This window comes from Rhodococcus sp. YH1, from assembly GCF_009939605.1.
In the GTDB taxonomy this organism is placed as follows: Bacteria; Actinomycetota; Actinomycetes; order Mycobacteriales; family Mycobacteriaceae; genus Rhodococcus; species Rhodococcus aetherivorans.
The window spans coordinates 21,712-35,166 of the sequence record NZ_WVTE01000288.1 but is presented as its reverse complement, the minus strand read 5'-3'; the positions used below and the strand labels follow the sequence as shown (position 1 = coordinate 35,166).

General features: G+C 69.7%; 11 protein-coding genes. 9 read left to right on the top strand and 2 right to left on the bottom strand.

Annotated elements, in window-relative coordinates; all coding sequences use genetic code 11:
• Positions 1 to 20: 20 nt before the first annotated feature.
• On the top strand, positions 21 to 1,436 hold the full coding sequence (locus AIIKEEIJ_RS30270) for an amidase (protein ID WP_065923136.1): 1,416 nt from the start codon (positions 21 to 23) through the stop codon (positions 1,434 to 1,436).
• A gap of 92 nt (positions 1,437 to 1,528) precedes the next feature.
• Positions 1,529 to 2,242, top strand: coding sequence for a response regulator transcription factor (locus AIIKEEIJ_RS30265; protein WP_029547118.1), 714 nt, complete (start codon positions 1,529 to 1,531; stop codon positions 2,240 to 2,242).
• 46 nt (positions 2,243 to 2,288) lie between these two features.
• Here the strand turns inward: AIIKEEIJ_RS30265 and AIIKEEIJ_RS30260 are convergent, their stop codons facing one another.
• Entirely contained in the window at positions 2,289 to 3,044 is a 756-nt protein-coding gene (locus tag AIIKEEIJ_RS30260; RefSeq protein WP_029547119.1) for an IclR family transcriptional regulator, read from the bottom strand.
• Positions 3,041 to 4,462 carry an APC family permease gene (locus tag AIIKEEIJ_RS30255; RefSeq protein ID WP_044476308.1) on the bottom strand — a complete coding sequence of 474 codons (1,422 nt, stop codon included), beginning with the start codon at positions 4,460 to 4,462 and terminating at the stop codon, positions 3,041 to 3,043. The genes AIIKEEIJ_RS30260 and AIIKEEIJ_RS30255 overlap by 4 nt, the downstream gene beginning before the upstream one ends.
• Before the next feature lie 446 nt (positions 4,463 to 4,908).
• Between AIIKEEIJ_RS30255 and AIIKEEIJ_RS30250 the strand changes: the two genes are divergently transcribed.
• From AIIKEEIJ_RS30250 to AIIKEEIJ_RS30220, 7 genes are all read left to right on the top strand, one after another.
• Positions 4,909 to 6,414, top strand: coding sequence for an aldehyde dehydrogenase family protein (locus AIIKEEIJ_RS30250; protein WP_006943134.1), 1,506 nt, complete (start codon positions 4,909 to 4,911; stop codon positions 6,412 to 6,414).
• Between the two features lie 208 nt (positions 6,415 to 6,622).
• The gene (locus AIIKEEIJ_RS30245) at positions 6,623 to 8,104 is read left to right on the top strand and encodes an APC family permease (protein WP_161997231.1); all 1,482 of its coding nucleotides are present in this window, start codon (positions 6,623 to 6,625) and stop codon (positions 8,102 to 8,104) included.
• The gene (locus tag AIIKEEIJ_RS30240) at positions 8,101 to 10,047 is read left to right on the top strand and encodes a primary-amine oxidase (RefSeq protein WP_006943139.1); all 1,947 of its coding nucleotides are present in this window, start codon (positions 8,101 to 8,103) and stop codon (positions 10,045 to 10,047) included. Before AIIKEEIJ_RS30245 ends, AIIKEEIJ_RS30240 begins: the two co-directional genes overlap by 4 nt.
• Positions 10,048 to 10,052: 5 nt before the next feature.
• Positions 10,053 to 10,547, top strand: coding sequence for a hypothetical protein (locus tag AIIKEEIJ_RS30235; protein ID WP_161997230.1), 495 nt, complete (start codon positions 10,053 to 10,055; stop codon positions 10,545 to 10,547).
• Entirely contained in the window at positions 10,544 to 11,416 is an 873-nt protein-coding gene (locus tag AIIKEEIJ_RS30230) for a polysaccharide deacetylase family protein (RefSeq protein WP_006943143.1), read from the top strand. Before AIIKEEIJ_RS30235 ends, AIIKEEIJ_RS30230 begins: the two co-directional genes overlap by 4 nt.
• Positions 11,417 to 11,533: 117 nt before the next feature.
• Complete coding sequence (locus tag AIIKEEIJ_RS30225) at positions 11,534 to 12,220, top strand: cutinase family protein (protein ID WP_006943145.1); 687 nt, start codon at positions 11,534 to 11,536, stop codon at positions 12,218 to 12,220.
• On the top strand, positions 12,217 to 13,434 hold the full coding sequence (locus tag AIIKEEIJ_RS30220; RefSeq protein WP_161997229.1) for a site-2 protease family protein: 1,218 nt from the start codon (positions 12,217 to 12,219) through the stop codon (positions 13,432 to 13,434). Before AIIKEEIJ_RS30225 ends, AIIKEEIJ_RS30220 begins: the two co-directional genes overlap by 4 nt.
• Positions 13,435 to 13,455: the final 21 nt, after the last annotated feature.

Here is a 13,455-nt window from a genome sequence, read left to right as displayed (position 1 = left end):
CGCGATTCACGGAGACAACCATGACCGATACCCTTTCCTGGCTCAGTGCAGCCGAACTCGCGACCGACGTTCGCCGAGGACAGATCAGCGCGAGCGAAGTCGCGGCGCACTTCGTGCGGCGCGTGGACAATGTCAACCCGGCGATCAACGCGATCGTCGACTTCGATCGCGAACAGGTCCTGGCGGACGCGCGCGCACTGGATGCGAAACTGGTCGGCGGCGAGTCCGTCGGACCTCTGCACGGAGTGCCGTTCACGATCAAGGATCTGACGGCCGTGGCGGGCCGGCCCCTGACGTTCGGCATGGTGCCGATGAAGGACAACATCGCCGAGCACGACGCGGTGATCGTTCGGCGGCTGAAGGCCGCAGGCGGTCTCTACCTGGGCAAGACCAACACACCGGAGAGCGGGTATTACGGCGGCACGGACAACCACCTGTTCGGTCCTACCCACAATCCGTGGAAGCGCGGATACAGCGCGGGAGGTTCCAGCGGCGGAGCCGCCGCCGCCGTCGCGGCCGGTCTCGGCCCGCTGGCCGAAGGCAGCGACGGGGCGGGGTCGGTGCGCATTCCTGCGTCGCTCTGTGGCGTGGTCGGGCTCAAGCCCTCGACCGGGCGGGTGCCGCAGACCATTCTGGGTGGTCGCTTCTACCATTGGGCCTACCACGGTCCGATCACCCGCACGGTCGAAGACAATGCCCTCATGCTCGGTGTCGTCGCCGGACCCGACGAATCCGATCCGCTCAGTCTGCCGGCCTCGGACACCGACTACGTCGCCGAGACGAAGAAGGACATCGCCGGGTGGCGTATCGCCTGGTCACCGGATCTCGGCTTCGCAGAGGTCGATCCGGAGGTGGCGGCGATCTGCGCGCAGGCCGTTCGGGCGTTCGAGGACCTCGGTGCCCGGGTCGAGGAGGCGACGCCCGGCTGGGGAGACCCGGAAGAAGCGATGTGGCACGGCATCTGGGTTCCCGGTTTCGCGGCCGAACACGACATGATCGACTGGGACGAGTGGCAGGGCCAGGTCGACGACAATCTCGTCGAATTGATGCGTGAAGGAGAGCGTCTCACAGGTGTCGATGTCGGGCGGGCGGACCTGTTCCGTGGCCGGATGTGGGATACGTTCTCGTCGTTCATGCAGGACTACGACCTGCTGGTCTCGCCCACGCTGTGTGAAGCGGCCCATCCGCTGGGACAGTTCGCTCCCGGCCGGCTGGCGGGCGCGGCTCTGCGCACCCAGCTGCTCGGCTGGCTGATGACCTATCCGTACAACATGCTGACGACCCCGGCCGTCACCGTCCCTGCCGGATTCACGTCGGACGGACGTCCGGTCGGACTGCAGATCGCGGGACGGCTCCACGCCGACGCTGCGGTACTGCGCGCAGCGGCGAACTTCGAACGCGCTCGCCCCTGGGCGGACCGCATCCCGGAACTGTGACCGGGCGGGGAAACGGGCACACGAGAGGGAAAATATCTGCCCGGTAACAGGATTCGGCTCCGCTGGACACGGGGTTCGACTATCGTCGAGCAATGGTCGTACCCGTGTTCAGTGGACTGGTCTCGGTGTTGCTGGGAGAGAACGCCGTCGACCGCATGGCCGGACTCACCCGGTACATGACCGATCAGCTCGACTGCGCGGCGGCTGCCGTGACACGCGTGGCGGGCGGTCGGCACGCGGTGGTGGCCAGCCGTGGCTACGACGACCGGACCCTGGACTACCTCGTCACCGATTTCGTCGACAAGGATCCGGGCATGCAGGCGGTTCGGGCCGAGCCCTCCGCGATACTGACCTGGCGGGACATCCCGTCGTATCGTCAGACCTACTCGGTGCGCGAAGTGTTCGTCCCTGCCGGATTCTCCGAAGGCACCTCCGTCGTTCTGACGTCCCCCACCGGCGTGGCGGTGGGGGCTCTGCACGTCAGTGTGGCGCGCGATTCGGTTCCCCACGGGGTCAAGACGACGCTGAGCGATGCCCGGGAGTACGCCGCCTGGTCGGTGGACACGCTCACGCAGCAGGAAGAGGTGGCCCTCACCCCACGAGAACACGAAGTTCTCGAACTGGTGATCGCCGGCCTGTCCAACCGCGAGATCGCGCAGCGAATGCAGCTGTCGCGCAGCACGGTCAACACTCATGTGGAGCATCTGCTGCGCAAATTGAAGGCCCCCAACCGGGTCGGTGCGGTGGTGCGCGCGGTCCGGCTCGGTCTGGTGTCGAATCGGGATCCGTGGGCGCAGCCCACGTAGCAGCCCGCTCCGGGCCGGCGGCGGGATCCCGATATGGACGTCCCGTTCAGGTCAGCAGGGGCACGAGTTGCTGCGCGTGCTCTCGGAGTGAGTCGAGGTGGCGCAGCAGCAGGTGCTGGTGGTCGATGCTGCCGGACAGGACCAGGCCCGCGACGAGGGTGCCGGTGGCGGAGCGGACGGGAACGGCGAGGCACGCGGAGTCGTCGCGCAGTTCGCCGAGCTGGGTGGCGAAGCCCCGGTCGCGGATCTCCCCGAGGTGACGGAGCAGGTCGCTGCGCACGACGATCGTGCGGCCGGTGAGGGCATGGGGTTCCCACCGGGGGAGGACGGTGTCGAGGTCGATCTTCTCGGCGAGCAGCAGCTTGCCGACGGCGCTCGCCTGGAGGTGCCGATTGAGGAGGGCCTCGTCGGCGCGGGGTGGATATTCGGGGTCGGCGTCGGCAAGGCGGAGCGCCGTGTCGGTGTAGTAGAACAGGTGGACGCCGAAGCGGACGGTCAGCCGAAGTTCGGTGAGAAGGTTACGTGCGGCTGTGCAGACGGTGGGGACGACGGCCGCGTCGACCAGTATGCCGATCTTGCGCCCGAGTGCGAAGCCGGACAGATCGGGTAGCCGGACGACGTAGCCTTCTCCGGCGAGCAGGTTCAGGAGCCGATAGGTGGTCGCCGGCGGCAGGGAGAGGTGTGCGGCGATGTCCTTGGCGGTGACCCCGGCCCCGGCCCGGGCGACTTCCTCGAGGACACGCAGGGCGCTGATCACCGCTTTCGGCTGCCGCCCCGACAGGGTTCCGTCCACGGGGCTCACCGCCGCACCTGCCAGGGGCGGTGCCGGCCGAGCAGATCGGCGGCGACGGTCTCGTCGTAGACGCCTATCCGGTCCGCGACGTCCGGGGCGCGCCGCACCCGGACCGCGAGCAGCGCGCCTCCGAGGAGCATCAGGACCGCGTACACGGCGGTCATTGCGCCCGCCACGTAGATCCCCGACGCAGCCGCCCACACGATCAGCGCCACCAGGCACGTGGCGGTGAGCGCGCCGATGACCAGCGGCAGACGGGTCAGCTCACCGATCCGGCGCAGGAACGCGGGCGTAGCGACGCAGAGGAGGATGTAGGCGAGGACGTACCCGTGCGCCGAGAGGGCCAGCAGCCCGATCAGGACGTCGCGGTTCGAGCCGGTGGCCGCCAGAAAGACGACGGGCACGACAACGACGACAGGCATCGCGACGGCCAGGGCGACGTGCGGCGTGTGGAACCGGGCGTGGGCACGGCCGACGACCGCCGGGGCGACGCCCTCGCGGCCCATCGCGAACAGGGTGCGCGACAGCGCGGTGGTGGAGCCCATGACGCACGCGAACCACGACGCGGTGATTCCGAGTTCCATCAGGACCGACAGCACCGCCGAGCCGCTCCCGGCGGTGTCCGGGAGGGTGAGCACGATCCGGAGCGAACCGACTCCTTCCCTGGCGGACTCCGGCAGCTGCATCGTCGCGGCGAACACGTAGAGCGCCGCGAGCACGACCGGCGTCCACCTGATCGCGCGGGGCACGCTGATCAGCGGGCTGTGGGCTTCACGTGCCACCGTTCCGGCGCTCTCGAAGCCGACGAACGAGGTGATCGCCAGCAGGAGCGCGAAGCCGATCGCGGATTCCGAACCGGTTCCGGTCGGCGCCGAGGGCGGGTCGCCGTCCCGGACGGACACGGCGAACGCGATCACCAGGACGACCGATGCGGCGACGATGGCGAACGCCTCGACGCCCAGCATGATGCGGGCGGAGAGCTGGACGCCGCGGACCATCAGCAGCAGCGCGACGGCGCCGACGACACCGACGAGCACTGCACTCGTCGCCGCTCCGGCCGGCAACCCGATCCGTTCGAGCAGCGACGCCAGATAGCTCGCTGCCCCCACCGTGCTGGCCATGGCGGCGGCCGCGTAGCCGATCAGCAGCGACCATCCCCCGGCGAAGCCGAGGCGGGGGCCGAGACCCTTCACCGTGTAGCTGTACAAGCCGCTGACCGCGACCATGCGGGTGGCGAACTGCCCGATGCAGTATCCGACGGCAGCCATCAGGACGGCCGCCGCGACGAACACCGGGATCGCCGCCCGCCCGGCTTCGGGGATGACGAGAGCCGGCAGGGTGACCATCACCGCGGACGGGGCGACGGCCGAGACGGACTGTGCGAGCACCTCGAAGAACGTGAGGCGTCCGCGCTCGAGGCCGGCCACCGGCGAACTACTTCGGATCTGTGGTGTACCGGACACCTTGCACCTGCTTCCACACTCGCCAGGGGACGTCGAGCGTCTGCCGCCGGACGATCCCGTGGGGTGCACGGTAGCGCAGGCACGCAGTGCGCTGCACCGATCGCACATCAATTTTCGGTCACTCGAATGAGAACGAGGGGCCGTCCGGCGCCCGATCGGGCGGGGCCGGCGGTGCTCGTGCGGCCGTCACCTGGGCTGCGGTCGAGAAGTCGAACGAGAATCGGGAAACGGTCTGGGCCGCAGTCGAATGAGAATCGGACACCGCGTAATTTCCATCCGGAATCGGGGGTGACTCCCGCCACATCGTGTGGTTATCGTGGGTTCGGGTCACAGCGACGGAAACCGGCGGTTCTGCGTCGAAACGACTGTACCCGAGTCTTTTTCGCTATCTCTCACGAGTCGGAGACATCATGACTGCAGTTGCGCAATCCGCCACCGGCCTGCTTCCGGAGGTGGTCGACTTCCTCTCGTCGCCGAAGCAGATGCTGATCGGCGGCCGGTGGGTCGAGTCGGCCTCGGGCCGGCGGTTCGACACGGTCGACCCCGCCACCGGGCAGGTGCTGACCACGGTGCCGCACGGCGGCGCCGAGGACGTCGACCGGGCCGTCGCCGCTGCCCGCCGGGCGTTCGAGGAGGGGCCGTGGCGGCGCCTGACCCCGGCCGAGCGCCAGCGCATCCTGTGGCGGATCGGCGAGGGCATCCTGGCCCGGGCGGACCAGTTCGCCCAGCTCGAGTCCCTGGACAACGGCAAGTCGGTGGTCGTCGCGAAGGCGGTCGACGTCACCTGGGCGGCCGAGATCTTCTTCTACTACGCCGGTTGGGCGACCAAGATCGAGGGCCGCACCGTCCCGGTGTCGGTTCCGTGGGCTCCGGGCGCACGTTTCCACGCGTTCACCAGCCGCGAGCCGGTGGGGGTGTGCGCCCAGATCGTGCCGTGGAACTTTCCGCTGGTGATGGCCGCCTTCAAGCTCGCCCCTGCGCTGGCGTGCGCGAACACGCTGGTGCTCAAGCCTGCGGAGCAGACCCCGCTCACCGCCCTGCTGCTCGCCGAGGTCGCCGCCGAGGCCGGGGTGCCCGACGGCGTCGTCAACGTGGTCACGGGCTTCGGGGACGCGGGTGCGGCCCTGTCGGCCCATCACGACGTCGACAAGGTCGCCTTCACCGGCTCGACCGAGGTCGGCAAGAAGATCGTGGGCGCCGCCGCCGGGAACCTGAAGAAGGTCTCGCTCGAACTCGGCGGCAAGAGCCCCCAGGTCGTCTTCGCGGACGCCGACCTCGAGGCCGCGATCCCCGGTGTCGCCGGCGGATTCCTGTTCAACCACGGTCAGGCGTGCACCGCCGGGACGCGGTTGCTGGTGGAGGATCGCATCTTCGACGAATTCACCCAGGGCGTAGCGGAATTCGCCCGGTCGCAGAAGATCGGTCCAGGACTCGATCCCGCCAGCGATATCGGCCCGCTGATCTCCGAGGAGCAACTCGGCAAGGTGACCGGTTACCTCCGCGCCGGCCTCGAGGACGGGGCTCGTGCCCTGACCGGAGGAAAGCGCCACGGCGACAGTGGCTTCTACGTCGAGCCGACGCTCCTCGTCGACGTGCGCAGCGACTTCGGTGTGTACCGGGAGGAGATCTTCGGCCCGGTCGCCGTCGCGGTGCCCTTCAACCGGGAGGAGGGAGTTCGTGCCGCCGCCAACGACACCCCCTACGGGCTCGCGGCGAGCGTCTGGACGCGGGACGTCTCCCGGGCCCACGAGGTCGCCGCCGAGATCAAGGCGGGCACGGTCTGGATCAACTGCCACAACGCGTTCGACACCGCACTGCCCTTCGGGGGATACAAGCAGTCGGGCTGGGGGCGGGAACTCGGTGAGGGGGCCCTGGCGGAGTACACCCAGACCAAGTCGGTCAACATCGCACTGTGACCGGTCGGGCGGTGCCCGGCACTGTGTGGGCACCGCCGTCCGTACCCCTGCCGGGCCGAACGAGAACCCGGCCCCCCGCCCTTCTCGTTTGCCGTCGACGAACCGTGACGCCGCGGTGACCGCACCGACAACGTCCGGGCGCACGCTTCTTCCGGCGGTCGGCACCGACATCGCCGGCGCACTCCCTCTCCCGAAAGTCGAAGCACCGATGACCCTCAACGCTCGCGCACACGAACCCCCCACCCACCGGTTGTCCGGCAGCCTCGGCCCCGGCGCCGTCGTCTTCATGGTGGTCGCGGCCGCGGCCCCGCTGACCGTGATCGCCGGCACGGTCCCACTCGGTATCTCCGCCGGAAACGGGGCCGCGTACCCCGCTTCGTACATCGTCTGCACGGTGGTCCTGCTCTTCTTCGCCGTCGGCTTCACCGCGATGGCGAAGCACGTGCCCGGGGCGGGGGCGTTCTACACCTTCGTCACCCACGGACTCGGCCGGCACGTCGGACTGGGTTCCGCCTTCCTGGCGCTGCTGTCCTACACGGCGGTGCAGGGTGCCGTCTACGGATACCTCGGCGCGGCCCTCGGCGACTTCGTGACCTCGCACGGCGGTCCCGAGTTGCCCTGGTATCTCTGGGCTCTGATCGTTCTGGCGGCGGTCGCGATTCTCGGCTACCGCCACATCGACCTGTCCGGAAAGGTCCTCGGGGTCCTGCTGCTCTGCGAGGTCGGCATCGTGCTGGTGATCGATGCAGCGGTGATCGCCCGTGGCGGAGCGGAGGGTCTTTCCACCGCCGCGCTACGCCCCTCCGAGTTCTTCTCGGGCGCACCGGGAATCGCCCTGATCTTCGCTGTCGCCGGCTACATCGGCTTCGAGGCGACCGCGGTCTTCCGTGACGAGGTGCGCGATCCGGCCCGGACCATTCCGCGGGCCACCTATCTCGCCCTGGTGGTCATCGGTGGCTTCTATGCGCTGTCGAGCTGGGCGCTGGTCAGCGCGTGGGGCGACGAGGGCGCCGTCGTCCTGGCCACCGAGAACCCCGAGGGCATGATCGTCGAGACCGCGACCCGCTACGTGGGAGCGGCGGCGGGGGATGTCGTGCAGGTGCTCCTCGTCACCAGTCTCTTCGCGGCCCTGCTGTCCTTCCACAACGTGCTCTCGCGCTACATCTTCTCGCTCGGCAACAGCGCGGCACTGCCGGCGCGATGCGGCCGCTCGCACGTACGCCATGCCTCGCCCTACGTGGCCTCGATCGTGCAGACGGTCTCGGCCCTGGTTCTCGTCGTGGCCTCGGCCGTCGGCGGACTCGATCCCGTCACCGAGGTCTTCGCCTGGTTCGCCGGCGTCGCGTCCGTCGGCGTGCTCGCCCTGATGGCGCTGACGTCGATCGCCGTCCTCGTCTTCTTCCGGCGATCCCGGGCCGACACCCGGCCGTGGCCCACGCTGATCGCGCCGGTGCTGGGTCTCGCGGGGCTGAGCGCTCTGCTCGCGATGACGATCGCGAACCTGCCGCTGCTCGTGGGCGGATCCGGCACCCTCGCCGCCGTCGTCGGCGTGCTTCTCGCCGGGGCGTTCGCGGGCGGAACGGCCGTGGCCGTTCTCCGCCCCGACGCTGCACGACATCACCACCATTCCGGCGGCGTCGCGCCCGCCGCCACGACCGAAACCGAGATCGACAAGGAGATCGCCCGATGAGCACTGCCACCACGAAGTTCACCGAAGCGGCATCGACGCCCGCACCGGACCACCCCCTCACCCCTCTGACCGCCGACGAGATCACCGCCGTCAAGGAAACGGTATCGGCGGCGGGGCTGGTAACCGAGCACGTCCGGTTCGTCTACGTCGGGCTCGAGGAACCGCACAAGTCGACGGTCCTGGCGTTCAGGCCGGGGGAGCACATCGAGCGCCGTGCCCGCGTCCTTCTCCTCGACCGTGCGACCGGGGCGGGCTCCGATCACGTCGTGTCCGTCACCGAACGCAGGATCCTCAGCACCGTCGCCGTCGACGCCGCCACCGAAGGGCATGTCCCGATCCTCGACGAGGAGTTCGAGGACATCGAATCGTTCCTCCTGTCCAGCTTCGACTGGATTGCGGCGATGGCTGCGCGCGGCATCGATCCGGAGAAGGTGCGCGCGGTTCCGCTGTCGGCCGGGGTGTTCGGGCACGAGGACGAGGTGGGGCACCGGATCGTCCGCGTGCTCGCGTTCCACCAGGAGGACGAGGCCGACCTGCCCTGGGCACATCCGATCGACGGGGTGGTCGCCTACGTCGACCTCACCGAGCAGCGCGTGGTGAAGGTCGTCGACGAGATCACCCTTCCCGTGCCGGCCGAACGCGGCGAATGGGACGCCGCTCCGCACGCGAGGCCGGCCCGCACCGACCTCAAGCCGATCGAGATCACCCAACCCGAGGGGCCGAGCTTCTCGGTCGAGGGCAATCGGATCACCTGGGCGGACTGGACGTTCCGGTTCGGGTTCGACGTACGCGAGGGCCTGACCCTGCACCAGTTGTCGTTCTCCGACGACGGCGTGCAGCGGCCGGTGATCTACCGCGCATCCATCGCCGAGATGGTCGTGCCCTACGCCGACCCGTCGCCGGTGCGGTACTGGCAGAACTACTTCGACCAGGGCGAATACCTGTTCGGCCGCTACACCAACTCGCTGGAACTCGGGTGCGACTGCCTCGGCGAGATCCGGTACTTCGACGTCACCATCGCCGACGAGAAGGGCGACCCGCGGGTGATGAAGAACGCGATCTGCCTCCACGAGGAGGACTACGGCGTCCTCTGGAAGCACACGGACATGTTCAACGGCATGACCGAGACCCGTCGGTCGCGCCGGCTCGTGATCTCCTTCTTCCTCACCATCGGCAACTACGACTACGGCTTCTACTGGTACCTCTACCTGGACGGCACCATCGAACTCGAAGCCAAGGCCACCGGCATCGTCTTCACCTCCGCCTACCGCGGCGAGGACGGGTTCGCCACCGAGATGGCGCCCGGGCTCGGTGCGCCGTTCCACCAGCACCTCTTCTCCGCCCGCCTGGACATGGCGGTCGACGGCAACGTCAACACGGTCGAGGAGGTCGACGCCGTGCCCGAACCGATGGGACCGGACAACCCGTGGGGTAACGCGTTCCGCTGCCGCAAGACCACCCTCACCACGGAGGCCGACGGGCAGAGGCTGGCCGACAACACCAAGGCCAGGGTCTGGCACATCACCAACCCGACCAAGCAGAACCGGCTCGGGCGGAACGTCGGATACGCACTGCACCCGGAAGGTCAGCCCGTGCTGCTGGCGGATCCGTCGAGTTCCATCGCCGCCCGCGCCGCGTTCGCCACCAAGCACCTGTGGGTCACGCGGTACGACCCGGCGCAGCGTTATCCGGCCGGTGACTTCGTCAACCAGCATCCGGGACAGGCGGGACTGCCGACATTCGTCGCCGGCAACCGGAACATCGAGGGCGAGGACCTGGTGCTGTGGCACACCTTCGGGCTCACCCACTTCCCGCGCCCGGAGGACTGGCCCGTGATGCCCGTCGACTACGCCGGGTTCACGCTGAAGCCGGTCGGGTTCTTCGACCGGAACCCGGCCCTCGACGTTCCGGCCGGCACGTCGAAGCACTGCTGCACGGACTGACGGGCATGTCCACCACGGTTCCGGAAGCCGCCCGCCGCACCACCACCACCACGTGGTGCGGCCGGGCGGCCGCCGCCCTCGCCGTGTCGGCGGCCGTCCTGCACGCCGGCTCGCTCGCGGAGCACACCCCGTCGCCCGGGTCGGCGGCCCTGACCCTCGTCATGGTCGCCGGATGCCTCTACTGCGCCCGTCACCTGTGGATGCGCGGAGACCAGCGGGACTGGATCCTGGTCACCGTCATGAACGTCGCGATGATCATGGTGCACCTGACCACCATGAGCCCGGACCGGGCCGCGGGCGGCCACCACGGGCACGCTGTGCCTCCGGTCGCCGGTGCAGCGGCGGGCGCCTCGATTCCCCCTCTCATGGCGGCCGCGCTGGCGGTCGCGGCCGCGGAGGTCCTCCTTGCCGTGAGTGTCGTGTTCCACCGCACCCGGCGGGGGATGGACCCGGCGACCGCAGCGGCGCGGCCGAGGTGGAGCGGCACACTGTCCACATGAACATCCGGTTCCGGCGCGGATCGCTCGTCGTCGCGGCGTCGATCCTGGTCGTGACGGCCTGTGGTTCCGGCCCGCCCGACGAGCCGCCCGAAGCCACCGCGACGAGCAGTCCGACGTCGGAACCGGCGACCACGCCGCCCGGGCCCCCGTCCCCGGCTCCGGGGCCCTCCGCGACCGTCCCCGTTCCGCCGTCCGGTCCGGAGCCGACGCCGGTGCCTCCGGCCGGTGTACCTGCCGCCCTGCGCGGCATCGACCTCGAACGGATTCCCACCGAGGAGAAGGTGGTGGCGTTGACCTTCGACGGTGGAGCCTCCGACACCGCGGTCTCCCGCATTCTCGCCACGCTCGCCCGCTACGCCGTCCCGGCGACGTTCTTCGTCACCGGTGATTTCGCGCGGACGTATCCGGACCGGGTCCGCGCCGTCGCCGCCGCCGGGCACGCGGTGGGAAACCACAGCAACACCCACCCCTCCTATCCGGATCTGACCGACGAGCAGATCAGGGCCGACCTCGCGGCGGCCGAGAACGCCATCACGGCACTGACGGGTCGCCCGGCCGTGCCGTTGTTCCGGTTTCCCTTCGGTGCTCGCACCGACGCCGACATCCGCGTCGTCAACGGTGCCGGCTACGTGCCCGTGCGCTGGACCGTGGATTCGCTCGGCTGGAAAGGCACGAGCGGTGGTCTCGACGCCGCGGCGGTGACCGAGCGGGTCCTCGCCGCGGCCGCGCCCGGCCAGATCGTTCTGATGCACGTGGGCGCGAACCCCGACGACGGCACGACCCTGGACGCCGATGCGCTGCCGGCGATCATCGACGGTCTGCGGACGCGGGGTTACGGTTTCGTGGATCTGGCCGATGTCGTCCGCTAGGCCCCCGAGTTGCACCGCATCCGCGTGTTCGATTTGCGGACTTCACGATCACTGTGCTTACTTATGAACGCGGTCGGGAATCGTTGGGGTGGATCCCATGGCTGAAGGACGGTTTCGATGATCCTTTCCGCTGTCCGGGTCGCGATCGTCGGCGCGCTGACCATCGGCTCGATGCTCGGTGCCGTCTCGATCGCCCATGCCGACCCGTCCCCGGCCTCGTACTGTGCGCCGACCGTGGTGCTCGCCGTCGACGGCACGAAGGGCCCCGAAACGCCGGATTCGATCGATCCCGAGAGCCCGCTCAACTCCTACACGGATCAGTACCGCAACAGCCCCGACTTCGCGGTGCGGCACGTGCGGTATCCGGCGGGCATGGTCGCCGGGGTGTTCGGCTGGGACACGTTCATGGACCAGTCGGTGCAGATCGGCGTGCAGAATCTCTGGGCGGAGATCGGCCGGACCGAGGCCGCCTGCGGGCCGCGCACGCGCTACGAGCTGTACGGCTACTCGCAGGGGGCGATCGTCGTGCGCAGGGTCGCGATGGAGATCGACGCGGCGGCGCCCGTGCACGACGACGGCACCGACCTGCAGGACCGGGTGCGGGTGCACCTGATCGCCGACCCGGCGCAGGGCCGGCCCGCGCAGTACGCCGGCCCGCTCGTCCCCGGCATCACGCTGCCCCAGCCGGCGGGCGAGTTGCGGCACATCCCGGTCACCACCGAGTGCCTCGAGGGCGACATGATCTGCGACCCGGAGGGCAACGTCACCGGGTACATCCGCGAGCACGCGACGTATCACCCGTGACGTTCGCGCTGGGCGTCGTGCTCTTCGCGCTGGGGGTCGCGGTGTCCGTCGCCCTGCACGAGGCGGGCCACCTGTGGGCGGCGCGGCGTCTCGGGATGAAGGTGCGTCGCTTCTCCCTCGGGCGTGGCCCGATGCTCTTCTCCGTCCGGCGCGGTGAGACCGACTACGGGCTGGGACTGATCCCGGTGGGCGGGTTCTGCGAGATCGCCGGCACGACCGCGCTCGACGAACTGACCCCCGACGAGTACGGTCGCGCCCTGTATCGGCAGAAGACCTGGAAGCGGCTGGTCGTGATGTCCGGCGGCATCGGCATGAACTTCCTGCTCGCCGGGGTCCTCGTCTTCGTGCTCGCCGTCGGGTGGGGGCTGCCGGAGCTGCATCCGAAGGTGGTCGTCGAGTCCGTCGGATGCGTCCCGTCGTCGCAGCGGCCCGGCCCGGGATACGGCCTCGCCGCGTGCGACGGCCCGGGACCGGCCGGGGCCGCGGGGATACTCCCCGGCGACGCGATCCTCGCCGTCGACGGCGAGGGCGTCACCCGGTTCGGTGACCTGGTCGGAAAGATCTGGGACAGCGCAGGAGTCGTCGAACTGACGATCGAACGGCACGGCCGCCGGCTGGTGCTACCCGTCGCGACCGAGCAGGTGCAGCGATGGGTGGTCGACCCTCGGACGGGGGACGAGCGCTCGACGGCCGTCGGTGCGATCGGAGTATCCGCGCGCCCGCCCGCCGGTCCCGTGCGGTACGACGTGGTGACCGCGGTGCCCGCCGCCCTCGCATTCACCGGCGACCTCGCCGCGCTCACGGCGCGCACGGTGGTGGACATGCCGACGAAGGCGGCGTCGCTGTGGCGGTCGGTGACCGGCGGCGAACGCGACGCGGACACCCCGATCAGCGTGGTGGGGGCCGGATCGCTCGGGGGCCGGGCCGTCGAGCGGGGCGCCTGGGAGTCGTTCGTGCTGCTGCTGGTGAGCCTGAACCTCTTCGTCGGCCTGTTCAATCTGCTGCCGCTGCTCCCTCTCGACGGCGGGCACATGGCCGTGGCGATCTACGAGGGTCTGCGGAACCGGGTGCGCGCCCGGCTGGGCCGGCCCGGCGGAGCGCCGGTCGACTTCGTGAAGCTGCTGCCGGTGACGTACGCGTTCGTCGTCGTCGGCGGGGCCTTCATGCTGCTCACCCTCGCGGCGGACATCGTCGCCCCGGTTCGTCCGGCCTGATCCCGGCAAACTTCGTGGAAC